Annotated in this window: 26 protein-coding genes; 7 read left to right on the top strand and 19 right to left on the bottom strand. The window is 64.5% G+C overall.

All coding sequences use genetic code 11. From position 1 onward, the window contains the following. The first annotated feature begins 275 nt into the window (after positions 1 to 275). The 4 genes from ACGFNJ_RS23190 to ACGFNJ_RS23205 all read left to right on the top strand — a co-directional run bounded on the left by ACGFNJ_RS23190 (position 276) and on the right by ACGFNJ_RS23205 (position 3,724). Positions 276 to 1,802, top strand: coding sequence for a hypothetical protein (locus ACGFNJ_RS23190; protein WP_393451697.1), 1,527 nt, complete (start codon positions 276 to 278; stop codon positions 1,800 to 1,802). A 203-nt stretch (positions 1,803 to 2,005) separates the two neighbouring features. Beyond that, positions 2,006 to 2,464, top strand: a complete 459-nt coding sequence (locus ACGFNJ_RS23195) for a DNA-directed RNA polymerase subunit beta (RefSeq protein ID WP_393451700.1) — start codon at positions 2,006 to 2,008, stop codon at positions 2,462 to 2,464. Beyond that, complete coding sequence (locus ACGFNJ_RS23200; protein WP_393451703.1) at positions 2,461 to 2,889, top strand: DUF4254 domain-containing protein; 429 nt, start codon at positions 2,461 to 2,463, stop codon at positions 2,887 to 2,889. Before ACGFNJ_RS23195 ends, ACGFNJ_RS23200 begins: the two co-directional genes overlap by 4 nt. A gap of 40 nt (positions 2,890 to 2,929) precedes the next feature. Next, on the top strand, positions 2,930 to 3,724 hold the full coding sequence (locus ACGFNJ_RS23205; protein WP_393451706.1) for a class I SAM-dependent methyltransferase: 795 nt from the start codon (positions 2,930 to 2,932) through the stop codon (positions 3,722 to 3,724). 559 nt (positions 3,725 to 4,283) lie between these two features. Here ACGFNJ_RS23205 and map read toward each other — a convergent pair. From map to rpsH, 9 genes are all read right to left on the bottom strand, one after another. Next, positions 4,284 to 5,081 carry a type I methionyl aminopeptidase gene (gene map / locus ACGFNJ_RS23210; RefSeq protein ID WP_393451709.1) on the bottom strand — a complete coding sequence of 266 codons (798 nt, stop codon included), beginning with the start codon at positions 5,079 to 5,081 and terminating at the stop codon, positions 4,284 to 4,286. Between the two features lie 29 nt (positions 5,082 to 5,110). Next, positions 5,111 to 5,656, bottom strand: a complete 546-nt coding sequence (locus tag ACGFNJ_RS23215; RefSeq protein ID WP_069161940.1) for an adenylate kinase — start codon at positions 5,654 to 5,656, stop codon at positions 5,111 to 5,113. Continuing rightward, positions 5,653 to 6,981, bottom strand: a complete 1,329-nt coding sequence (gene secY, locus ACGFNJ_RS23220; protein WP_393451713.1) for a preprotein translocase subunit SecY — start codon at positions 6,979 to 6,981, stop codon at positions 5,653 to 5,655. Before secY ends, ACGFNJ_RS23215 begins: the two co-directional genes overlap by 4 nt. Positions 6,982 to 7,161: 180 nt before the next feature. Then, positions 7,162 to 7,605, bottom strand: a complete 444-nt coding sequence (rplO, locus tag ACGFNJ_RS23225; protein WP_069161942.1) for a 50S ribosomal protein L15 — start codon at positions 7,603 to 7,605, stop codon at positions 7,162 to 7,164. Position 7,606: 1 nt separating this feature from the next. Then, positions 7,607 to 7,786, bottom strand: a complete 180-nt coding sequence (gene rpmD, locus ACGFNJ_RS23230; RefSeq protein WP_014981721.1) for a 50S ribosomal protein L30 — start codon at positions 7,784 to 7,786, stop codon at positions 7,607 to 7,609. After that, positions 7,786 to 8,451: a 30S ribosomal protein S5 gene (rpsE, locus tag ACGFNJ_RS23235; protein WP_393451718.1), complete on the bottom strand. Its 666-nt coding sequence runs from the start codon at positions 8,449 to 8,451 to the stop codon at positions 7,786 to 7,788. Before rpsE ends, rpmD begins: the two co-directional genes overlap by 1 nt. A 55-nt stretch (positions 8,452 to 8,506) precedes the next feature. Then, positions 8,507 to 8,914, bottom strand: a complete 408-nt coding sequence (gene rplR / locus ACGFNJ_RS23240) for a 50S ribosomal protein L18 (protein ID WP_069161944.1) — start codon at positions 8,912 to 8,914, stop codon at positions 8,507 to 8,509. A 2-nt stretch (positions 8,915 to 8,916) separates the two neighbouring features. Next, positions 8,917 to 9,456 carry a 50S ribosomal protein L6 gene (gene rplF / locus ACGFNJ_RS23245; protein ID WP_393451721.1) on the bottom strand — a complete coding sequence of 180 codons (540 nt, stop codon included), beginning with the start codon at positions 9,454 to 9,456 and terminating at the stop codon, positions 8,917 to 8,919. A 15-nt stretch (positions 9,457 to 9,471) separates the two neighbouring features. After that, positions 9,472 to 9,870, bottom strand: coding sequence for a 30S ribosomal protein S8 (gene rpsH, locus ACGFNJ_RS23250; protein WP_069161946.1), 399 nt, complete (start codon positions 9,868 to 9,870; stop codon positions 9,472 to 9,474). A gap of 746 nt (positions 9,871 to 10,616) precedes the next feature. Here rpsH and ACGFNJ_RS23255 point away from each other — a divergent pair. Beyond that, complete coding sequence (locus tag ACGFNJ_RS23255) at positions 10,617 to 10,805, top strand: hypothetical protein (protein WP_393451725.1); 189 nt, start codon at positions 10,617 to 10,619, stop codon at positions 10,803 to 10,805. A gap of 272 nt (positions 10,806 to 11,077) precedes the next feature. On the opposite strand, the gene ACGFNJ_RS23260 is transcribed toward ACGFNJ_RS23255, so the two are convergent. The 9 genes from ACGFNJ_RS23260 to rplN form a co-directional block, all read right to left on the bottom strand. Then, positions 11,078 to 11,281, bottom strand: coding sequence for a hypothetical protein (locus ACGFNJ_RS23260; RefSeq protein WP_393451728.1), 204 nt, complete (start codon positions 11,279 to 11,281; stop codon positions 11,078 to 11,080). Between the two features lie 195 nt (positions 11,282 to 11,476). Continuing rightward, positions 11,477 to 11,830 (bottom strand): DUF6086 family protein, encoded by a 354-nt coding sequence (locus ACGFNJ_RS23265; protein WP_393451731.1) that lies wholly within the window; start codon positions 11,828 to 11,830, stop codon positions 11,477 to 11,479. Beyond that, positions 11,827 to 13,242, bottom strand: coding sequence for a hypothetical protein (locus ACGFNJ_RS23270; RefSeq protein WP_393451734.1), 1,416 nt, complete (start codon positions 13,240 to 13,242; stop codon positions 11,827 to 11,829). Before ACGFNJ_RS23270 ends, ACGFNJ_RS23265 begins: the two co-directional genes overlap by 4 nt. Then, positions 13,239 to 13,541, bottom strand: coding sequence for a WXG100 family type VII secretion target (locus tag ACGFNJ_RS23275; protein WP_393451737.1), 303 nt, complete (start codon positions 13,539 to 13,541; stop codon positions 13,239 to 13,241). The genes ACGFNJ_RS23270 and ACGFNJ_RS23275 overlap by 4 nt, the downstream gene beginning before the upstream one ends. 16 nt (positions 13,542 to 13,557) lie before the next feature. After that, positions 13,558 to 13,860, bottom strand: a complete 303-nt coding sequence (locus ACGFNJ_RS23280) for a WXG100 family type VII secretion target (RefSeq protein ID WP_393451740.1) — start codon at positions 13,858 to 13,860, stop codon at positions 13,558 to 13,560. A gap of 261 nt (positions 13,861 to 14,121) precedes the next feature. Then, positions 14,122 to 14,307: a type Z 30S ribosomal protein S14 gene (locus ACGFNJ_RS23285; protein ID WP_014981705.1), complete on the bottom strand. Its 186-nt coding sequence runs from the start codon at positions 14,305 to 14,307 to the stop codon at positions 14,122 to 14,124. Between the two features lie 4 nt (positions 14,308 to 14,311). Beyond that, complete coding sequence (gene rplE / locus ACGFNJ_RS23290) at positions 14,312 to 14,878, bottom strand: 50S ribosomal protein L5 (RefSeq protein ID WP_069161953.1); 567 nt, start codon at positions 14,876 to 14,878, stop codon at positions 14,312 to 14,314. A gap of 1 nt (position 14,879) precedes the next feature. Next, positions 14,880 to 15,197: a 50S ribosomal protein L24 gene (gene rplX / locus ACGFNJ_RS23295; RefSeq protein WP_393451744.1), complete on the bottom strand. Its 318-nt coding sequence runs from the start codon at positions 15,195 to 15,197 to the stop codon at positions 14,880 to 14,882. 1 nt (position 15,198) lies between these two features. Next, on the bottom strand, positions 15,199 to 15,567 hold the full coding sequence (gene rplN / locus ACGFNJ_RS23300; RefSeq protein WP_069161981.1) for a 50S ribosomal protein L14: 369 nt from the start codon (positions 15,565 to 15,567) through the stop codon (positions 15,199 to 15,201). Between the two features lie 312 nt (positions 15,568 to 15,879). Between rplN and ACGFNJ_RS23305 the strand changes: the two genes are divergently transcribed. Further along, a complete protein-coding gene (locus ACGFNJ_RS23305) occupies positions 15,880 to 17,931 on the top strand; it encodes a M13 family metallopeptidase (protein WP_393451747.1) in 2,052 nt (683 codons plus the stop codon). A gap of 47 nt (positions 17,932 to 17,978) precedes the next feature. After that, on the top strand, positions 17,979 to 20,048 hold the full coding sequence (locus tag ACGFNJ_RS23310) for a M13 family metallopeptidase (RefSeq protein ID WP_393451750.1): 2,070 nt from the start codon (positions 17,979 to 17,981) through the stop codon (positions 20,046 to 20,048). A gap of 49 nt (positions 20,049 to 20,097) precedes the next feature. Here the strand turns inward: ACGFNJ_RS23310 and ACGFNJ_RS23315 are convergent, their stop codons facing one another. Continuing rightward, positions 20,098 to 21,411 carry a hypothetical protein gene (locus tag ACGFNJ_RS23315; RefSeq protein WP_393451753.1) on the bottom strand — a complete coding sequence of 438 codons (1,314 nt, stop codon included), beginning with the start codon at positions 21,409 to 21,411 and terminating at the stop codon, positions 20,098 to 20,100. Positions 21,412 to 21,598 lie beyond the last annotated feature (187 nt).

The following is a 21,598-nucleotide window of genomic DNA, read 5'->3' on the forward strand; positions in this document are numbered from 1 at the left end:
CGACGTATCCGCACCCACGCTGGCACCTACCAATCCCGATCACGCATTCGGCGCAGACCGAGGGTGAACACCCGGTGTCGCGCAGAATAATTGCACACCAGACGTTGTCATCAACTGGTCATCAAATGATCAGTGCTGAGCGCCGACCGTCCGGCGCCCCCACTCCCCCATCGATCCGCACGTTGGGCGAATCAACAGATGCGCTGCCTCGGCAACCGTGACAGACTCGGAGCCAAGAAAAGCGGTGTGCGGGCACCGCGCGTCGGCGGAGGAACATGCCTGAAACGAGGGTCTCGATGGATCTGGACGCGGCGGAGCGTCAGGTCGCCGCCGATCGGTATGCGGCGCTCGATCGATCGGTTGCCGCGGACCTTAGGCTCGCCACCTCGCTCGGTGAGCTCGCGAAGGCATTCATCGCCACCAAAACCGATGGGTCGGCCCGCGATCGCACCAGGGAGGGGCTGGCTCCTGCCGAGGAGGCGGTCGGCATCCGGCTGCGCTTGCTCGCCACCGGCGCGGTGGTGCTCGACGCCAAATTGGCAGGCGAACTGAACGAGGTGCTGCGCTCGGTCGAACTCGCGGCACGGCACAGCGGCCGCAGGGAACTCGCCACCACCACCATCCGCCGCGCCTGCGACGCCTATCGTCAAGTGGCGAAGATACATCCGGAGGTCGCCGGGCTCTGCGCAGACGGCCTGTCCAAGTGCGGTGTCTGGCTCGGCCGCCTCGATCAGGACGCCGCCGTCGCGGCGACCGAGGAGGCGGCCCGGATTCGCAGCACGCTGGCCGCGGCGAATCCGGAGCTTTCCGGCAAATACCTCGCGAGCTTGAGCACGTTATTGCGCACGCTCATGGTCGGCAGGTCGCGCAAGCAGGCCCTCTCGATGTATCGCGAGCGGTACTCCGCGTTCACCTCGACGGGGATGTCGATCCGACTGCGCGCGTGCGGGATTCAAGATCTCGACCTCACGCCCAAGTCGTACAAGGCGCTCGCCGAGCTCGGGTGCCGCACCTTGGAGCAGGCCGGGCGGCTGACCCAGCAGCAGATCCTGTTCAAGTCCTCCGGCGACCTGTCGACCGTCGAGGAGCTCAACTGGAAGCTGGCCCTCGTCGGCCTGCGCCCCCTCGTGCCCGGCGCCGAGCCCGATCCGCCGTCGATGCCGGTGCAGATCGGCACCAGCTTCGGCGCCCTGAGTGTCTACTGTCCGACCCCTGACGCGATCGCGCAGATCCGCGCCGCGATCATCGGCGCCTACGCAACCGACGACGCCTACCCGCTGGACCGGGCCAGTTATCTCGGTACGCACGAAGAACATTGGAAGATCGCCGAGGCCGAGGTGAATACCGCGGAAACGCTCAGCGATGACGTCGTCCTGATCGATCAGCCGTACGGCGGCTGGGTGACGGTGATGAGCCTGAACTGGGAACTGACGCCGGTCGGCAAGCATCCGTTGGCGCGGCGGCTGTCCCAGGATTGGCCGGTGGCCGCGATCACGGTGACCGAGCACATCGCCTACGAGCTGTGCTGGTACGAGCACGGAGCGGCGACCCAGTACGCCGCGCTCGGCAGACCCGCAGGGCAGGCGCCCCTGGACAAGCCGCTGGCACCCTTGGACTTCAAGATGCTTGCCGACCTGAACGCGGACCGTGTGCCCGAGACGAAACTGCGCTCCGCGTTCGGCAACACGCAAGTGTTCGCGAATCTGACCTATCTGCCGTCCAGCGGCTTGCGGCAGATTTGCGCGACCACCCCACTCGCCGAGCACGGCGACCGCGCGCTGTTCTTCCGCACCACGCCGTAGCGCAGCGCCCGCCGGTCACCTCGCCTTTCGTTAACCGGCACTGAAACGAACTTCTCGAGAACTAATTGAACGCAACCGGCGCTGCCGGTCCACCGGGTGCTCTACTGAGATCGCGTTCGAACGGTGTCGTGGGTCACGCTGAGCACCCGAGACTATCGGTTCGGGCGGCTTCACCAGACACACGATGCTAGTCGAGGCTCCCCATGGACCAAGTGGCGTTGGCGGAAACCCCAGCCGCCCGATGCGCCTATTACCGCCACACCTGTGACCTCCCCGCCGGATTCCATCCGGCGATCGGCCGGATCATCGTCCGCGCCGGATTCGTCGGCGCGATCACGATGCCCGCCGCGCTGGGTCAGCAGGTCCACGACGATTTGATACACCACCGAAATCCATTGGGCCCGATCATCTCTCACGTCCGATCGAAGCGTTGGACCTACTTGATCCGCCCCGATCTACCCGACGATGTGCGGCTCTTCGCCGAGCTGTTCCGGCTCAATGTGTCGATCGTGCCGATCGGCGGGGAGATCGCCTTGCCGTCCCCTGCCGACGTGCATGCGGGCCTACGCGAGTGGATAGTGCCGCCGCAGAACACCTTTCGTCCCTCCGGCGTTGCCATCGTGGACACCGTGCGGGTGTGCCGCAACGCAGGGCTGCGATGACGACGAGTCAACTGCCCGCGAAACATCAAGTGCTGCAAGCATGCCGAGGTGAGCATCCGGCGGGCAACCCGCTGCTGCGGTGCGCGCACGAGCTGACCACCCTGCACGAGCGCAGGCTGTGCGCCCGGCGCGAGGAACTCGACGAGATCGACGCTCTGCGTGCGAGTCTGGTGCGTGACATCGACCGCTGGATCACCGTCCAGTTGCCGCCTGCGCACGGCGCCGCGCATGTGCACACCGAAACCGTCGGCGCGGTGATCGACCGCCTCGCGCAGTTCACCGCCAATGCCTACGCGGCATTGGCGAGCAACTCGGAGTGGGACCTGTGGGATGCGTGGCAGCGCCTCGCGGAACTGGCCGTCGGCTACGACGATCTGGCCGCGGAGGTGTGTGCGGGCGTGCGGCGACTCCCCGGCGCATCGTAATTTCGCACGCGGGGCGGTAGCTCGGATCTAGGGTGGGCGTGTGGGCAATACGACGAATCGAGATGCGGACAAACGTGCCCTACGTGCCCGGCGGGCCAGCTCCTTCGGCGCTCATGCCACCGCCTACGCCGAGCACAGACCGGACTATCCGACGGCGGCCATCCAATGGGCGCTGGAATCCATTCTCCCGGCCGCGCCCGCGCCGGTGGTACTCGACCTCGGCGCGGGCACCGGAAAGCTCACAGAGGGGCTGCTCGCCGCAGGCGCCACCGTGATCGCGGTCGAACCCGACGACAGGATGCGCATCGAGTTGATGCGACGACTGCCCGGCGTGCGCGCGTACGAGGGTGCGGCGGAAGCGATTCCGCTGGCGGATGGGACGGTGGACGCGATCGTGGCCGGGCAGGCCTTCCACTGGTTCGACCAGGATCGCGCCTTCCCCGAGTTCGCGCGGGTGCTGCGGCGCGGCGGGCGCTTCGCCGCACTGTGGAACACCGACGACATGCGGGTCGACTGGGTCGCCGGACTGGCCGAGGTTGCCCGCTCGGTGGCGTCGACACCGCCGCCGGAACCCGGCGAGGCGCGGCTGCCCGCGCACCCGTTGTTCGAGACCTTCGAGCGGTCCGAGTTCCCGCACGTACAGCGGCGCACCGCCGAATCGTTGGCGGCGACCATCGGCACGCACTCGCACACGCTGGTGGTGTCCGAGCATCAGCGGGCCGAGGTGCTCCGGCGCATCACCGAGTATCTGCGCAGCAGGCCGGAGACCACGGAGGGCGAATTCGACCTGCCCCTGATGACTTTGGTGTTACGCACCCGACTGCGGACGGCCTGATCCGCCGGTACCTGCCCGCCACCGAACTCGCACGCCAGCGCCGCTTTTCCTGGCGCACCCCGCTATCGAGCCGAGGGCACCTCGGTCGCGAACCGCGTGGTGCGCCAAGCAGATTCGAGTAGTTGCCTACTCGCGCCCGCTGCTCATGCCCGGACATACGCTGATCACAGAGTCAGCGCGAATGTCACGGTCAGGCGCAGCGGGCGCAAGGAACGACGACACCGATCCAGCGATGCGGCTGGGTATCGTCCATGATTCACACCGGCAACAAACCGTGCCGGAGAATCACCGAGGCGAGATCGTCCAGCGGAGGGACACTTCGCAGGCGTCGGTGCGTATCGACTCCTCGCCACGCGCGTCGCGGGACCACAGTGTTGCGGACAACGTTGTGCCGCTACACCTTCCAGGCAAAGGTGCCTTCCGGGCTGGTGCGTCGTCTGTACGAAGACGCACCATACGGGAACCTCCACGCACGCCGATGCTCCAACCAAAGGTGTTGGACACGAAGGTGTTCCGTACGAAACGTCGCACGGAACAGGTGGGATCGCCTGCGTGGGAACTACTCCGGGCGCAGGGTGAGGATGCGGGGTCCGTCCTCGGTGACGGCGACCGTGTGCTCCCAGTGGGCGGCGCGGGTTCCGTCGATGGTGACGACCGTCCAGTCGTCCTCGAGCACCTGCGTCTGAGTCGTGCCAAGGGTCAGCATCGGCTCGATCGCGAGGACCGATCCCACCACGAGCTTCGGCCCCTTGCCAGGGTCGCCCTCGTTGGCGAGGAACGGATCGAGGTGCATCTCGCGGCCGATGGCGTGACCGCCGTAACCGTCGACGATGCCGTAGGCGCGACCGTGCTCCTTCTCCGCCGCACGGGTGCCGAGCTCGATGGCGTGCGAGACGTCGGAGAGCCGGTTACCGGGCAGCATGGCCGCGATACCCGCCTCCATCGACAGTTTGGTGGCCTCGCTCAGCAGCCGGTCGGCGTCGATGATGTTGCCGACGCCGAACGTCCACGCCGAATCACCGTGCCAGCCTTCGAGAATGGCGCCGCAGTCGATGGAAACCAGGTCGCCTTCGGTCAAGATCTCGGCGGCGGTCGGAATACCGTGCACCACACGGTCATTCACCGACGCACAGATCGAACCGGGAAAACCGTGGTAGCCCTTGAAGGACGGCACCGCGCCCGCATCCCGGATGAGCTGCTCGGCGACCTCGTCGAGCTCGAGCGTCGACACACCCGGCTTGGCGGCCGCGCGCACCGCGACGAGGGCGCGACCGACAATCGCGCCCGCCGCCGCCATCGCGTCGAGCTCGCCCGCCGTGCGGAACGGCACGACCTTCTTCTTCCGATTGAAGACCATTCGGCCTCAGCGCTCCGTCAAGTGGGGCATCAGTGGCCCAGCGCGCGCAGTGCGCGCGCGTTGACCTCGTCGACCTCGCCGATACCGTCCACCGAGACGACAAGGCCGTCGTAGTGATCCAGCAGCGGCTCGGTCTCCTCGCGGTACACCCGGAGCCGGTTGCGAATCACACCTTCGTTGTCGTCGTCGCGACCACGGGCGAGCATCCGCTCGACCACCGTGTCCTCGGCCACCACGAAACACAACACCGCGTCGAGCTTGGTGTCCATGTCCTTGAGGATCCGCTCCAACGCGTCGGCCTGATCGACCGTGCGCGGGTAGCCGTCCAGGACAAAGCCGTTCACGGCATCGGGCTCGGCGACCCTGGCCTCGACCATGCGGTTGGTGACATCGCTCGGCACGAGATCGCCTGCGTCCATGTACTTCTGCGCTTCGCGGCCGAGCAGCGTCTGCTGGCTGATGTTCGCACGAAACAGATCCCCGGTGGAGATGTGCGGAACGCCGAGCTTCTCCGACAGCAGCACAGCCTGGGTGCCCTTGCCTGCACCCGGCGGACCGAGCAGTACAACTCTCACTTGAGGAACCCTTCGTAATTACGATTCATCAGCTGGCTTTCGATCTGCTTCACCGTGTCGAGGCCGACGCTCACCATGATGAGCACCGCGGTGCCACCGAACGGGAGGTTCTGGCCACCGCCGGAAGCGCCGATGTCGAGGAACAGATTCGGCAGAACAGCTACGAGACCGAGGTAGATCGAGCCGGGGAGGGTGATGCGGCTCAGGACATAGTTCAGGTAATCGGCGGTGGGCTTACCGGGGCGGTAGCCCGGAATGAAGCCACCGAACTTCTTCATCTCATCCGCGCGTTCCTCCGGGTTGAAGGTGATCGCGACGTAGAAGTAGGTGAAGAACACGATCATGCCGAAGTAGATCGCGATGTAGACCGGGTTGCCCGGGTTCACCAGGTACTTCGAAATGATCTCCTGCCACCAACTCTGGTTCGGATTGGTCCGCGAGGAGGTGAGCTGCGAAATCAGGTTCGGCAGGTACAGCAGCGAGGACGCGAAGATCACCGGGATGACACCGGCCTGGTTGACCTTCAGCGGCAGGTAGGTCGAGGAGCCACCGTACATCTTGCGGCCGACCACGCGTTTGGCGTACTGCACCGGGATGCGGCGCTGGCCCTGCTCGACGAAGACAACGGCGGTGATGATCGCGAAGGCCGCGACACACACCAGGGCGAACACGATGCCGCCGCGGCTGTCCAGGATGGACTTGCCCTCGGTCGGGATACGCGCGGCGATACCGGCGAAGATGAGCAGCGACATACCGTTGCCGACACCACGCTCGGTGACCTGCTCGCCGAACCACATGACAAGGGCCGCACCGGCGGTCATCACCAGCACGATGATGATCATCGCGAAGATGCCGTTGTCGGCGAGGATCTTGTCCTGGTTCTTGCAGCCCTGCAGCAGCTGACCGCGCGAGGCAAGCGCGACAAGACCGGTGGCCTGCAGGATCGCGAGAGCGATCGACAAGTACCTGGTGTACTGCGTCATCTTGGTCTGGCCGGATTGGCCTTCCTTGCGCAGTTCCTCGAACCGCGGGATGACGACGGTCAGCAACTGGATGATGATGCTCGCCGTGATGTACGGCATGATGCCGATCGCGAACACCGAGAGCTGCAGCAGCGCACCACCTGAGAACAGGTTGATCAGCTGGTAGATGCCGCCGGACTCACCGCCGGACACCTCTTTGATGCAGTCTTGGACGGCCTGGTAATCGACACCGGGGGACGGCAGCGCGGCACCCAGACGGTACAGCGCGATCAACCCCAGCGTGAAGAGAATCTTCCGCCGTAAGTCCGGAGTCCGGAAGGCCGATACGAAGGCGGAAAGCACAGATCCTCCTGGCGAACGACATGGTCAGGACATGGATATTTCAGCAATGTCCAGTTTCCCTGATTCGGCACAGGGGGACGCTGAAAACCATGACGAGGCTTGGCTAGACAACAATGGAACTCTAACAGTGGCACCGGACGAGCCTTCACTCATCCGGTGCCACTGATGTTCAGAGTACCGTCAGCCCAGCTCGGTGACGGTGCCACCGGCCGCGGTGATCTTTTCCTTCGCTGCGCCGGTGACCTTGTCGACGGTCACCTGGACCGCGACACCGATCTCACCGTCGCCGAGGACCTTCACCAGCTGGTTCTTGCGAACCGCGCCGGCCGCAACGAGCTCGGCCTTGCCGATCTCGCCGCCCTCGGGGAACAGCTTGGCGATAGCGCCGACATTCACGACCTGGTATTCCGTACGGAACCGGTTCGTGAAGCCCTTGAGCTTGGGCAGCCGCATGTGCAGCGGCATCTGCCCACCCTCGAAGGCGGCCGGAACGTTCTTGCGTGCCTTGGTGCCCTTGGTACCACGGCCCGCGGTCTTACCCTTGGAACCCTCACCACGGCCGACCCGAGTCTTCTCGGTCTTGCTACCGGGCGCAGGGCGCAGGTGATGCAACTTGATGGTCATGTCAGACCTCCTCAACTGTCACGAGGTGGCGCACGACGTTGATCAGGCCACGGTTCTGCGGGGTGTCCTCGCGAACCACGGTCTGCCGGATCTTGCGGAGCCCCAGCGTGCGCATGCTGTCACGCTGGTTCTGCTTCGCACCGATCGTGCTCTTGATCTGGGTCACCTTGAGATCTGCCATTACCTGGCACCTCCCACAGCCTGGGCGCGCGCACGCAGCATGCCCGCAGGGGCAACGTCTTCGAGCGAGAGACCACGGCGAGCCGCAACCTCTTCCGGGCGCTGCAGCTGCTTGAGCGCGGCGACCGTCGCGTGCACGACGTTGATGGCGTTGTCGCTACCGAGCGACTTCGCCAGGATGTCATGGATGCCAGCGCATTCCAGCACGGCACGAGCCGCACCACCGGCGATCACACCGGTACCCGGCGAGGCCGGGCGCAGCATGACGACACCGGCCGCCGCCTCACCCTGAACCGGGTGGACGATGGTGCTGCCGATCATCGGGACGCGGAAGAAGCTCTTGCGAGCCTCCTCGACACCCTTCTGGATGGCCGCGGGAACTTCCTTGGCCTTGCCGTAGCCGACGCCGACCAGACCGTTGCCGTCACCGACGATCACGAGGGCGGTGAAGCTGAAGCGACGACCACCCTTCACGACCTTGGAGACGCGGTTGATCGCGACGACGCGCTCGAGCTGGTTCTTCTCTGCGGCGTTGTCGCGACGGTTGTCGCCACCGCCACGACGATCGCGGCCACCGCCACGGTTGTCGCGGTTGTCGCCGCCACCGGCGGCACCATTCTGTCCGGCGGGTCCGTTGCCGCCGTCACGCCGTTGACGTCCCGGCATCAGACGTTCCCTTCATTCGCACAGGCTCCGCCTGCAATGTATCCAGCTGCGGTCATCAGAACTTCAACCCCGCTTCCCGAGCGGCATCGGCGAGCGCCGCGATCCGGCCGTGGTAGTCGTGGCCACCACGGTCGAACACGACAGTCTCGATGCCTGCGGCCTTGGCACGCTCGGCCAGCAGTTCGCCGACCTTCTTGCTCTTGGCCGACTTGTCGCCGTCCAGCGCACGCACGTCCGCCTCGATGGAGGACGCGGCAGCGATGGTCTTGCCGACCGAGTCGTCCACCAGCTGCGCGTGCAGGTGCCGCGAAGAGCGGTTGACCACCAGGCGCGGACGCTCGGTGGTGCCTTCGACCTTCTTGCGGAGACGGAAGTGACGGCGGGTCTTCGACAGCCGACGCGTCGTGGACGCGTCCTTGCCGCGCGGCTTGCGCTTGGCGATCTGGTTTTCGGTTTGCGCCATGATCACTTACCCGTCTTTCCGACCTTGCGGCGAACGACCTCGCCGGCGTAGCGGATGCCCTTGCCCTTGTACGGGTCGGGCTTACGCAGTCCGTGAATGACGGCGGAGATCTGACCGACCGCCTGCTTGTCGATACCGGACACAGAGAACTTGGTGGGCGATTCCACCGCGAAGGTGATGCCAGCGGGCGCCTCGATCGGCACCGGGTGGCTGTAGCCGAGCGCGAACTCGAGGTTCGAACCCTTGGCCTGCACGCGGTAACCGACGCCGAAGATTTCCATCTTCTTCTCGTAGCCCTTGGTGACGCCTTCGATCATGTTGGCGACCAGGGTGCGGGTCAGGCCGTGCAGCGAGCGGTTCTGGCGCTCGTCGTTCGGGCGAACAACCTCGAGCTGACCGTCCTCGCCCTTGGCGATGGTGATCGGCTCGGCGACCGTGTGCGACAGGGTGCCCTTCGGCCCCTTCACCGAGACCTGCTGGCCCTCGATGGTCACCTCGACACCGGCCGGAATTGCGATGGGCTTCTTGCCAATACGCGACATTTGTCCTACCTCCCCTTACCAGACGTAGGCGAGGACTTCCCCGCCTACACCTTGCTTGGCCGCCTGGCGATCGGTGAGCAGACCGGTCGACGTGGAGATGATCGCCACGCCGAGGCCGCCCAGGACCTTGGGCAGGTTGGTGGACTTCGCGTACACACGCAGACCCGGCTTCGAGACGCGACGCAGGCCCTGCAGGCTGCGCTCACGGCTCGGGCCGTACTTCAGATCGACGACGAGGGCCTTGCCAACGGTCGCGTCTTCGGTCCGGTAGTCGGCGATGTAGCCCTCGCGCTTCAGGATCTCGGCGATGTTCGCCTTGAGCTTCGAGTGCGGAGCCTTCACCTGATCGTGGTACGCCGAGTTGGCGTTGCGCAGACGCGTCAGGAAGTCTGCGATCGGATCAGTCATGGTCATGGTTCGACCTTGACACCTTTCTCGCTACGGTTCCCATACAACGCCGACGCGCTTCAACAGCACGTCAACCGTGGGCCTATAGCAATTCGGCGGTCCGGCCGACACTTGTCGACCGGATTGAGTTCTCGTGAGAGTTCTCGGTACTCGGGCCGTCCCACATGTGGGCGCAGTCACTGCGCCAAGACATGCGGACACAGAGGTGCCCGAGCAACCGGTCTAGTGTAGACAACCCCCAGCTCGGACCCAAATCCGGGTCCCGCGCTCGTCCGGACCCCGCGCTCGTCCGCCGCTCGGTTCACCAGCCGCCCGCCCGGCACGCGCGTCGACAGCCGCCGGCCGGTGGTCGCACCCGCATCGCGTACATGTTCGAGCGCCGAGAGGGTACTGGTGCAGGTGGCTTCTCGCGATTTGCCGCCACCAGTACCCGGTGATCATCCGTCCAGGTTCTGTGGGATGCACACGCAAGGACCGAGTGGCAATTCCGCAGCACATTGGATGCAACAGCACCGCAATGCGCCTATACGCGGGTTGTCTGCATCCCACCAGGTCCACAGGGCCGTGACCAGCAACCTCTAGAGGACACCTCAGCGAACGTCACGTGACCTCTATTGCGCGGGAGCCTGGGCGGCACATACTTCGTGGGGTACTCCCGACTGGCGTAACGCTTCGAGCGCAGGTGACGGTGTACCGACCGGATCGTATGCAACATTGTCGAGAAGGGATCCCGGGTGAACGTCCTGGTCGAAATGACCGCTCTGGCTCTGAACCGCCCCACCGCCAAGGCTGACCGCGTCGAGCGCGCCGCCTGGTACGAGGCCAAAGCCAACCTCCACACCTACCTCGCCGAACAGGGTGGCTCCGACGCAGCAAGGGAATCCGCCCTCGCGCTCAGCGCCCACCGACGCTCCCTGGAACTGCTCGGTCACCAGAACTAACGCCCGGCGCCCCGCCCCAAACCGGCAGGGCGCCAGCACTATCAACCGCGCCCAACACCGCACCGGGACGCGCAGCCCGCCTGGGCCCTGGACCATGTCGTCCTGGAACAGCAGACGGAGCAAATCCCAGATCGATGCCACAGCGATGTGCGACGCGAGCGCGTCGTTCTCGGTGAGACCAACTTCGCCGCCCTGACCGGATAACTGGCCGATCGCACACCCGAATCTCGCTGGGCTACGCCAGGATTCGCTTCCGGCGATTCATGCCAGCTTCACCACTCCTCGAACTCAGTGCCACTGGTGTCATCGTAGAATTTCGGCGAGGCAGGCCTCATATCCTCAGGGCGCACCCCAGCACGCGCAGCAGCAGCTTCCGCGAACATCTCCCGCGCTCGCTCCAGCTCTTCCACGCTCAACGGCTCCAGCCCCGCCTCCTCACACGACTGGAACACCTTTCCCGCAATTTCCTTAGCCATCGACTACCAGCCTCACTTGCTACGCAATCTCGCTGGCCACCAGCATCTGCCAAGGCCGATTGACCTACCTGTGCATCAGCTGACGCAGGTTGCGCAGTCCTCAGAAACATTTCATGGTAGGCACTCAAGGGAAATCATTCCTACGGCCAATTTGATCTCCCAGCCGCCTGCGCCGAGCTCATGCCGAATCTAAGCTCATCGCGCCATGGACAGCGCGTGCGCCCTATCGTGAAACTCTCGCTCTTCGGTAGTTTCGGGGTGAATTTTCTTACCACCACGCTCCAGGATCACGATCGATGGCGCCAGGACACCTTCGATCAAAAGCCTGAAAAGCTGATTCCCACTTCCGAAGTATGTTTTATGCATCAGGCTTACAAGATCCCCAAACGCGTCGATGTCAATGTCCCACATATCAGACGAAACCGCACTGAGGCCGGTCTCCGCACCAAGCACCGTTCCGACATCCTTTAGCATCCGGACGTATAGGTCGCCCACTCGCAGCGACGGACTCCAGACCGTCTCATCATTGATATCAAAGATGTAGCTCATTGCGCCCACTCTACCAAAATCCGCGCATCTGGATACTTGGCACGCATATCGGTGACCGCCTTTTCAACGGCAGATCGGAAGGCCGGATCTGCGCCAGGGTTGGTGAACTTCAGACCTATCGGAGAGTTTTCATAACCAGCAACGTATTGCCGGGCGTCGACATACGAATCAAGCTTCTTAGTTACTTGCTTTTCAACCCATTTGTCGATATCACTAGCATTTGTAGCAGATTTATGTTCCCACAGCACCCCGTCTTTTATCTCGTCGATATCGGTGATCGTACGGGAAAGATCACCGGGTTGATCAATCTGCACTTCTGTGTCGCCCTCTTTGACGTGATACTTTCCATCATTGCCCAGTTGTGGCCTACGAGGATCCTCAAACTTGACACCAGCGTTTTCGTCGACCTTCGGCCTTCCTGTTGGGGTGTCCGGCTGGTCCTTGCCTCCCAACCGCTCCCGGAGGTCCTTGATGGCCTGTTTGGCCTTTGCCATCGCGGCCTTCACGTCACCGGCGAGCCCCTTGAGCTGCAACGCCTTTCGGGCCCGCCAAGCGGTCACTGCGGCTTTGATTTTCACGGCCCAGCGGCGGGCGGATTCAACGGCTTTGGCGCCGGCGATCACACCGCCGACGCCGGTGAGGCAGGTGGCGATGACGGTGACGGCTACGTTGATGGCGGCTTCGGTGATGATGGATTCGATGAAGCCTTTGATTTCGTTGCGGAGTTCTTCGATCGCGCCCTTGTAGTCCAGGCAGGACTTGCTGATCTGGTTGCAGGTGTTGAGGAGTTCGGCGATGGAGGTTTCGATGGTCTTCAGGTCTTCGCGGACCTGGGTCGCGTCCTTGGAGGTCACTTCGTCGAAGAGGCTGGCGGCGATGGTGATTTTGTCTTTGGCGTTGGTGTTCTGGTAGATCGTGCCGAGGCGGTCCCAGGCGTCGGCTGCTTTGGCGAGTGTGTCGGTATTGCCGTCCGGGAGTGGGCAATTGATTGCGTCGAGTACGTCGACTGCGGTCTGCGCCAAGCCCTGGGGAGTACCGCCTGCGGCGGAGGCGGGCAACGCGTAGGGGCCGAAAGTCACCGTGGAGTCCGGGTCTTTCGGCCGTTCCGGCTGTGTCGTTCCCTTCAGTGCCGCATCGGATTTGGCGTGTTCGAAGCCGAGGTCGTTGAGGGCGGTGCCGTAGGCGCGCAGGGTCGAGTAGGTCTCGCCGAAGAAGGCGACGGCTTCGCGCGCCGACTCGTCGTAGGAGGCGGCCCATGCGCGGCCGTCCTCGTCGCAACCGGCCATCCGCCCGCAGCTGTTGAGTTCACCGAAGACGTATTTGAAGCTGTCGTTCAGTGCGACGGCGGCATCGAAGCAGTTGGTGGCGGCCTGGTAATAGACCTTGGGATCTACCTCCAGCTTCGCGCTCATATGCCGAGGATCCGCTGGGTCTGAGATGCGGCGTTGGTGTAGCTTTCGTGCGCTTTCTTCAGCGCGTCTTCCAGCGCCGCGAGCCCGTCCTGCATATCGGTGACCCCGGCGGCCCACTCGCGGTGCGCCTCGCTGTAGGCCACCGCCGCCGCACCGACCCAAACACCTTCGACCTCTTTGGCTTTCGCCTCGAGCTCGGCCAGCCGATCGGCAACCGCCGCCTTGTACCCGCGCATCCGAGCAGCCAACTGCTCCAGCTTGTCGAGATCGACCGAGAATGCTGGTGTATCGGCGGTCATCAGAGCCCTCCCCACGTCACGGCAGATCCAAAGAGCTGATCCCAGAAGCACGAGACTGATCGGATGCACGCAAAGTGTCCGCAGTCACCCCCAACTTCTCGGCCAGCTCGAACAACGCATCCCACACCTGGTCTGCGCCCTCGTGGAACTCGTCCCAGGCCGCAGTGAAAGCGCCTGCGTTGTTCCCAGCCCAGCCCTCGATGGTGACCTTTGTGTCGGTGACCAGCGACGCGTACCCCGACTTGCACTCTTCGGCTATCTGGTACGCCAGACGGCCCAACGCTGTGACTTCCTCGGGATCAACCGCAAGGTCTCCCATAGTCAACAACCTCCTCGGTCGCAGCCTCCGCCGTCCCTACTATGACGCACCGGACGCCGCTCTGGTTCCACGCAGGCTCGACATCGCACGATCGAAGAACCCCGAGTGGGAACTGGTGGCGGGAGCCTCTCGGGCGATTTACCGCCACCAGTTCCCGGTGATCACCCGTCCAGATGCTGGAGACGCACGAAGGCACGGACTCGGTGCGAGTCCGTGCCTTCGTGCGGTGTTCAGTTGGGTGCGCTCACGAGGAGCGCAAGCTCACCAGGAGCTCTTGTGCACACCCGGGAGCTCACCGCGGTGCGCCATTTCGCGCAGGCACACGCGGCAGAGGCCGAACTTGCGGTAGACGGCGTGCGGACGACCGCACCGCTGGCAGCGGGTGTAGGCGCGGACCGCGAACTTCGGCTTGGCGTTGGCCTTGTTGACCAGTGCTTTCTTGGCCATGTGCTCAGTTCTCCTTGAACGGGAAGCCGAGGTGCTTGAGCAGCGCGCGGCCTTCTTCGTTGTTGGTGGCCGTGGTCACCACGGTGATGTCCATACCGCGCGGGCGGTCGATGGAGTCCACGTCGATCTCGTGGAACATCGACTGCTCGCTGAGGCCGAACGTGTAGTTGCCGTTGCCGTCGAACTGCTTCGGCGACAGGCCGCGGAAGTCGCGGATACGCGGCAGTGCGATGGAGACCAGGCGGTCGAGGAACTCCCACATGCGATCGCCACGCAGGGTGACCTTCGCACCGATGGGCATGCCCTCGCGCAGCTTGAACTGCGCGATCGACTTGGTGGCCTTGCGGATCTCGGGCTTCTGACCGGTGATCAGCTCGAGGTCCTTGACGGCGCCGTTGATCAGCTTGGCGTCGCGGGCGGCGTCACCGACACCCATGTTGACGACAACCTTGACGACGCCGGGGATCTGCATCACGTTGTCGTAGTTGAACTCGCTGTTCAGCGCGTCCTTGATCTCGGCGCGGTAGCGCTCCTTCAGCCGAGGCTGAACCTTGTTCTCTGTAGTCGTCATGTCAGATGTCCTTCCCGTTGTTACGGGAGATCCGGACCCGCTTGCCGCTCTCCTCGTCCGTCCGGTAGCCGACGCGGGTCGGCTTGCCGTCGGAGTCGACGACCATCACGTTGGACACGTGGATGGGAGCTTCCTGGGTCACGATGCCGCCCGAGGAGGCGCCACGCTGGTTGGCGGAGTTCGCGACGTGCTTCTTGATCCGGTTCACGCCCTCGACCAGGATGCGGTTGCGGTCCGGGTAGGCCTGAATGACCTTGCCCTTGGCGCCCTTGTCCTTACCCGAGATGACGAGCACGGTGTCGCCCTTGTGCACCTTCATGTCAGAGCACCTCCGGGGCCAGCGAAACAATCTTCATGAACTTCTTCTCACGCAGCTCACGGCCGACCGGGCCGAAGATGCGGGTGCCACGCGGATCGTTGTCCGCCTTGATGAGCACGGCGGCGTTCTCATCGAACTTGATGTAGGAACCGTCCGGACGGCGGCGCTCCTTGACGGTGCGCACGATGACCGCCTTGACGACCTCGCCCTTCTTGACGTTGCCGCCGGGGACCGCGTCCTTGACGGTGGCGACGATGATGTCGCCGATGCCGGCATAGCGACGTGACGAACCACCGAGAACGCGGATGCAGAGAATTTCCTTCGCACCCGTGTTGTCGGCGACGCGCAGTCGCGACTCCTGCTGAATCACTTCAGCCTCCTTGACCTGGATGTATACGCACGCCGGATTGCCGACCCGACGGGCATGGTCCGCTGCCCTCCGGACGCGCGCCTGCCAGCGGTTTCGACGGATCTCGCGACCCAACCACTGGGGGTTCGCTGCCGGATTGCGGGCATAGCTCCCGCAGGCAACCGGTCTAGTGTAGGCGAATCCGCAGGTCGTTCCCAAATCGGGGTGCGGCAGACCAGTGGGTGAGTCTTTTCGCGTCGCTACTCTCGAACTGAGCAAGATCAAAAGGAGATGTCACCCGCCCTGTTCGACCGCACCGAAAAGGGGAAGCCCTTGAGCTCGTCCGCTCGCCAGACCCGCCTCGATCGACGCGCCTTCCTGCTCGCCATCGGCGCCATACCCGCCGTCGCGGCCCTCGCCTCCTGCGCGCAGGACTCAGCAGGATCGAACATCCAGCTCACCGGTGTCGACATGGCCGGTGCGGACCCGGCGATCCGACCGCAGGACGACCTCTATCGGCATATCAACGGCGCGTGGCTGCGGGACTATCGACTGCCACCGGACAAGTCGTCGTACGGGTCCTTCACCGAAGCCAACGACCGCACTCAGCAGCAGTTGCGCGGCATCGTCGAGGGGATCAAGGATCCGCGGCCCGGCTCCACCGAGCAGCAGGTGCGCGATCTGTACGACGCGCGCCTCGATCGCGATCAGATCGAGCGCCTGGCGATGACGCCGCTCGCCGATCTGTTCGCCGCGATCGACGGCGCCTCGACCAAAGCGGAGCTGGCCCGTGTGATGGGCGCACTGCCGATCGGCGGTCTCATCGGGATCGGCGTCGTCGTCGACCAGCAGCACTCGGACAGGTACATCGCCACCATCAGCCAGTCCGGCATCGACCCGAACCTCGGTGAGCAGTACTACCGTCTGCCCGAATACGAGAAGCAGCGCGCGGCCTACCGGACCTATCTGGAGCGGATCGCCACCGGTGCAGGCATTCCCGATCCGGCGGGCACCGCGCAGCGAGTGCTCGGCCTGGAGACCAGGATCGCCGCCGGATACTGGGACAACGTCCGCGACCGCGACCCCGACACCACCTACAACCTGCTCGGCTGGGCCGAACTGACCGGTCTCGCACCGCAATTCGACTGGGACCCGTGGCTCGCGGGCAACACCGAACGGCCCAAGCAGCTCTTCGACAAGGTCGTGGTCCGGCAGCCCTCGTTCGTCACCGCAGCGGGTCAGCTGTGGGCGGAGGTCGACATCGCCCAGTGGCGCGAGTACCTGCGCGTCGCCGTGGTCAAGGAATTCGCGCCCTACCTACCCAAAGCCATCGCGGACGCCGCGTTCGACTTCGTCGACAAGACGTTGCAGGGTCGCGACCAGCGCGAGGAGCCGTGGCGCGACGGGCTAGCGACGATCGACCAGGCGCTCGGCGAACCGTTCGGCAAACTCTATGTGGCCAAACACTTTCCGCGGCAGGCGAAGGAGCGCGCGCAGGCGTTGGTCGCCGACCTGATGGCCGCGTACCGGCAAGACTTCACCAACTCGGCCTGGATGTCGCCGCCGACCAGGACGGCCGCCATCGCCAAGCTCGACAAGATCGTCGCCAAGATCGGCTATCCGGACCACTGGATCGACTACTCCGGCGTCACGATCACCAAGGGCAAACTGATCGAATCCCTGCGCGCGACCCGCACTTTCGAGAACAAGCGCGCCTTCGGCAAGCTCGGCACGCCGGTGGACCGGACCGAATGGGGTTTCCCGCCGCAGACGGTGAACGCCATGTACGACCCGACCGCCAACCAGATCACCTTCCCCGCCGCCATCCTGCAGGCGCCGTTCTTCGACGCGGACGCCGTCGATGCGGTCAACTTCGGCGGCATCGGCGCGGTCATCGGCCACGAGATCGGCCACGGATTCGACGACCAGGGCTCGAAATACGACGGTGACGGCAACCGCCGCGACTGGTGGACACCCGAGGACAACGCCGCGTTCGAGGCGAAAACGAAACAGCTGATCGCCCAGTACGACGCGCTGGTACCCGAGGGTCTCGACCCGAGCAAGCACGTGAACGGCGCGCTCACCGTCGGCGAGAACCTGGCCGACCTGCGCGGACTCCAGATCTCCCTGGCCGCCTACCGCGCCGCCGCCGAACGCGACGGCAAACAACCCGACCTGCAGGCCGTGTTCTTTTCCTGGGCCAGGATCTGGCGGGAGCGCTCGACCATCCAGATCCAGGAGCTGCAGCTGGCCAGGGATCCGCACGCGCCGAACCAGTTTCGCGCCAACCAGGTGGTTCGCAACATCGCCGATTTCTACTCGACGTTCGGCGTCAAGGACGGCGACCGGCTCTTCCTCGCCACCGACCAACGCGTCACGCTCTGATCAGCGCGAACGGGTAGCCTCGGGCGAACAAACTCTGCTCGACGAGGATGCGGCGCAGTCGCATCGAGAGAGGAATCCTCGTGACACGTCTCGGACGGCTGGACCGTCGTGCCTTCCTGATCGCGCTCGGCCTTGTCCCCGCCGCCGCGGCGCTGGCTTCCTGCTCGAACGACACTGACACGGCGAAGAAGCTGACCGGAGTCGATCTCGGCGGCGCCGACCAGGCGATCCGGCCGCAGGACGATCTGTATCGGCACGTCAACGGGACGTGGCTGCGCGAGTACCAGCTACCGCCGGACAAGGTCTCCTTCGGCTCGACCAGCGAGGCCTTCGAGCGCACCCAGCAGCAGCTGCGCGAAATCGTCGAGAGCATCAAGGATCCGAAGGACGGCTCCGAGGAGCAGCAGATCCGGGATCTGTACGACGCCAGGGTCGACTGGGACGAGATCGAACGACTCGGGATGACCCCGTTGGCTCCGCTGTTCGCCAAGGTCGACGCCGCCACCACCAAGGCCGACCTGGCAAAGGTGATGGCCGAGTTGCCGATCGGCGGACTGATCGGCCTCGGCATCGGCGTCGATCGGAAGAACTCGAACGCCTACATTCCCTCGATCGGCCAGTCCGGGCTCGGACTCGGCGAGCAGTACTACCGGAAACCGGAGCACGCCGAGACGCTCGCGCAGTACCGGGTGTTCCTCGAACGCATCGCGGCGGGCGCCGGTCTCCCCGATCCGGCGGGCCTGGCGCAGCGGGTGTTCGACCTGGAGAAGCGCATCGCCCCCGCGCACTGGGACAACGTACGCAACCGCGACGCCGACGCCACGTACAACGTGTACAAGTGGGCCGATATGACCGCTCTCGCACCGGGATTCGACTGGGACCCGTGGCTGGCGGGCAACACCGACCGGCCGAAGCAGCTGTTCGAGACGATGGTGGTCGGCCAGCCGTCCTTCGTCACGGCGGCGGGCCAGCTGTGGACCGAAGTCGACATCGCCACGTGGCGCGACTATTTGAAGCTGAGCGTGCTCCGCGAGTTCGCGCCGTACCTGCCGAAGGCCATCAACGACGCGAACTTCGACTTCAAGGGCAAGGTGCTCAACGGTCAGGAGGAGCGACCGGAGCGCTGGAAGTACGGCGTCGGCATCGTCGACGACAAGCTCGGCGAGCAACTCGGAAAAGTCTACGTGGACAGGTACTTTCCGCCTGAAGCCAAGCAGCGCGCGAAGGAAATGCTCGACGATGTGCTCGCCGCCTACCGCGAGAACTTCACCAACTCGTCCTGGATGTCGCCGGCGACCAGAACCGCGTCCATCGCGAAACTCGACAAGATCGACCCCAAGATCGGCTACCCGGACAAGTGGGTCGACTACTCGAAGCTGAAGATCACCAAGGGCAAGCTGATCGAATCACTGCTCGCCATCAACGAATTCGAGGTCAAGCGCGCCTTCGCCCGGCTCGGCGGCCCGGTCGACAAGACCGAGTGGAGCATGTCGCCGCAGACGGTCAACGCGTACTACCAGGCGACGACCAATCAGATCGTGTTCCCCGCCGCATACCTGCAGGCGCCGTTCTTCGACAAGGACGCCGAACCCGCCGTCAATTTCGGCGCGGTCGGCGCGACCATCGGCCACGAGATCGGGCACGGATTCGACGACCAGGGCTCGAAATACGACGGTGACGGCAACCGCCGCGACTGGTGGACCGCTGAGGACCGGGCGGCCTTCGACGCCAAAACCAAGCAGCTCATCGAGCAGTACAACGTGCTGGTGCCCGAGGGGCTCGAGCCGAACCAGCACATCAACGGCGAACTCACCGTCGGCGAGAACCTCGCCGATCTCCGCGGGCTGCAGATCACATTGGCGGCGTTCCGGAGGTCCGAAAAGCGGCGCGGCATAGACAATCCCGACTACCGGACGATGTTCCTTTCGTGGGCGCGCAGCTGGCGGGAAAAGCAGACCACCGCGCTGACGGTGCGTTACCTCGCCACCGATACCCACTCCCCTGCGGAGTTCCGGTGCAATCAGGTGGTGCGCAACCTCCCCGAGTTCTACGACACCTTCGGGGTCAAGGAGACCGACAAGTTGTTCATGGCACAGGATCAGCGCGTCACGTTCTGATCGCCCGCGGTCGGTCCGGTGGTGGAGGTGCCACCGGACCGTTCGCCTGTCAGGCTTCCTGAGTTTCGCTGATCTGTGCGGCGGAAACGTCCACGCGGCGAGTGTGTTCGGAATCGGATTCGGAGCGCTGCTGGGCTGGCATTGCGCCCATCAGGCCGCTGTTGGGTGTGCCGGGGTTGCTGATTGTCGATAGCTGAGGACCGGTGGGTGCGGTGTCTGTCGGCGCGGTGACGGACGAGGCTTGTGTTCCCTCGGCGGGATGCTTTGCCGCAGGCTGATCGCCGGTGGGTGGCTTCTCAGCGGAATGGTCTCCGGTGGGCGGCTTGTGCGCCGACTGGTCTCCCGTGGGCGGCTTTTCCGCCGATTGCTCGCCGGTCTGCGGTTTCTGCGTCGGTTGATCTCCAGCCGGTTGTTTCTCAGCCGACGGTTCCCCAGCGGGCTTCTCGGCCGACGGTTCCCCGGCGGGCTTCGCCGCTGACGGGTCACCGGTTGCCGCTTGGTCGACCGGCGTAGCACCCGGAACCGAATCGACGGCTTTGTCGACCGCGCTGACCACGCTCGTTATCCCGTCGGCACCGGTCTTGACCGCTTCGCCGCCTGCTTTGATGATGTCATCGAGGTCATCGTCGAGGCCGGTGAGCGACGTGATCAGGTTGGGCACCGTCCCGGTGATCTTGCTGGCTGCGGAGACCAGATCCGAGATATCGCCGGGGCGCCATACGCCGGCAGTACCTTTGTCGGTATTGGTGGTGGTTTCCTCTGCCGGCTGGGTCTGTTCACCAGTCTGTTTGGTTTGTTCGCCGGTCTGCTTGGTCTGCTCGCCAGTCTGTTTGGTTTGCTCGCCAGTCTGTTTGGTCTGTTCGCCGGTCTGCTTACTCTGCTCGCCAGTCTGCTGAGTCTGCTCACCGGTCTGCTTGGTCTGTTCGCCCGTTTGCTTACTCTGCTCGCCGGTCTGCTGCGTCTCACTGACCTGGGTTGCCGCGGGCACAGTGTTCTGCTGCGTGGTCTCCGTAGGCTTTTCCTCGGTCGCCGCGGTGCTCTTCGGTTGTCCTTGCAGCAAGCTCTGCGAATCGTCGCTGGTCCCGTCGATCGGATCACCGGTGCCGATGCGCTCGCCCTGGGTCTGCACCTCGGAAGCCGCGGTTTGGATCGCGGTTTCCGACTGGGTCTGGATATCCAGCAGCTGGTTCAACGCGGTGGTGATGGCCGTTTGATGGGTGAACGCGTCCTCGTCGCCGCCCGAACTTCCTTCGGCCGCAGTGACTTTCCAGTCGTCGCTGACCGTGAACCCGGCCTCGGTTGCGGCGGAGACCTTGTCGAGCACCACCTGCCGGTAGCTGGTCAGGTCGCTGCCCGCGGTCACCAATGCGGTTGCCAGGTCGCCGATTTCGTTGGACACCGACTTCCCGACGTCCCGATCACCCGCGATTCGGTCATAGGCCGACCAGTAGGCGTCGCCGCTCCAATGGGTGCCCGCGTCGCGGATCTGGGTGCCCATTGCCTCGAGGTAGGTGACGAACTCGGTGTTGCGGAGTTTCATCTCCTCGCCT

Origin of the sequence: Nocardia sp. NPDC049149 (genome assembly GCF_043197455.1) — a bacterium.
In the GTDB taxonomy this organism is placed as follows: Bacteria; Actinomycetota; Actinomycetes; order Mycobacteriales; family Mycobacteriaceae; genus Nocardia.

Bases quoted from the DNA above. Each gene is read 5' to 3' on its own strand.
- ACGFNJ_RS23265 (WP_393451731.1), bottom strand. From the start codon at position 11,830: ATGAGCTACATCTTTGATATCAATGATGAGACGGTCTGGAGTCCGTCG.
- ACGFNJ_RS23260 (WP_393451728.1), bottom strand. From the start codon at position 11,281: ATGGCTAAGGAAATTGCGGGAAAGGTGTTCCAGTCGTGTGAGGAGGCG.
- rpsE (WP_393451718.1), bottom strand. From the start codon at position 8,451: ATGCCGGGACGTCAACGGCGTGACGGCGGCAACGGACCCGCCGGACAG.
- ACGFNJ_RS23275 (WP_393451737.1), bottom strand. From the start codon at position 13,541: ATGACCGCCGATACACCAGCATTCTCGGTCGATCTCGACAAGCTGGAG.
- rplF (WP_393451721.1), bottom strand. From the start codon at position 9,456: ATGTCGCGTATTGGCAAGAAGCCCATCGCAATTCCGGCCGGTGTCGAG.
- ACGFNJ_RS23310 (WP_393451750.1), top strand. From the start codon at position 17,979: ATGCGGCGCAGTCGCATCGAGAGAGGAATCCTCGTGACACGTCTCGGA.
- map (WP_393451709.1), bottom strand. From the start codon at position 5,081: ATGGTCTTCAATCGGAAGAAGAAGGTCGTGCCGTTCCGCACGGCGGGC.
- rplO (WP_069161942.1), bottom strand. From the start codon at position 7,605: ATGACCATCAAGTTGCATCACCTGCGCCCTGCGCCCGGTAGCAAGACC.
- ACGFNJ_RS23200 (WP_393451703.1), top strand. From the start codon at position 2,461: ATGACGACGAGTCAACTGCCCGCGAAACATCAAGTGCTGCAAGCATGC.
- ACGFNJ_RS23280 (WP_393451740.1), bottom strand. From the start codon at position 13,860: ATGGGAGACCTTGCGGTTGATCCCGAGGAAGTCACAGCGTTGGGCCGT.
- ACGFNJ_RS23285 (WP_014981705.1), bottom strand. From the start codon at position 14,307: ATGGCCAAGAAAGCACTGGTCAACAAGGCCAACGCCAAGCCGAAGTTC.
- ACGFNJ_RS23190 (WP_393451697.1), top strand. From the start codon at position 276: ATGCCTGAAACGAGGGTCTCGATGGATCTGGACGCGGCGGAGCGTCAG.
- ACGFNJ_RS23270 (WP_393451734.1), bottom strand. From the start codon at position 13,242: ATGAGCGCGAAGCTGGAGGTAGATCCCAAGGTCTATTACCAGGCCGCC.
- ACGFNJ_RS23255 (WP_393451725.1), top strand. From the start codon at position 10,617: ATGACCGCTCTGGCTCTGAACCGCCCCACCGCCAAGGCTGACCGCGTC.
- rpsH (WP_069161946.1), bottom strand. From the start codon at position 9,870: ATGACCATGACTGATCCGATCGCAGACTTCCTGACGCGTCTGCGCAAC.
- rplR (WP_069161944.1), bottom strand. From the start codon at position 8,914: ATGGCGCAAACCGAAAACCAGATCGCCAAGCGCAAGCCGCGCGGCAAG.
- ACGFNJ_RS23195 (WP_393451700.1), top strand. From the start codon at position 2,006: ATGGACCAAGTGGCGTTGGCGGAAACCCCAGCCGCCCGATGCGCCTAT.
- rplE (WP_069161953.1), bottom strand. From the start codon at position 14,878: ATGACGACTACAGAGAACAAGGTTCAGCCTCGGCTGAAGGAGCGCTAC.
- rpmD (WP_014981721.1), bottom strand. From the start codon at position 7,786: ATGGCAGATCTCAAGGTGACCCAGATCAAGAGCACGATCGGTGCGAAG.
- rplX (WP_393451744.1), bottom strand. From the start codon at position 15,197: ATGAAGGTGCACAAGGGCGACACCGTGCTCGTCATCTCGGGTAAGGAC.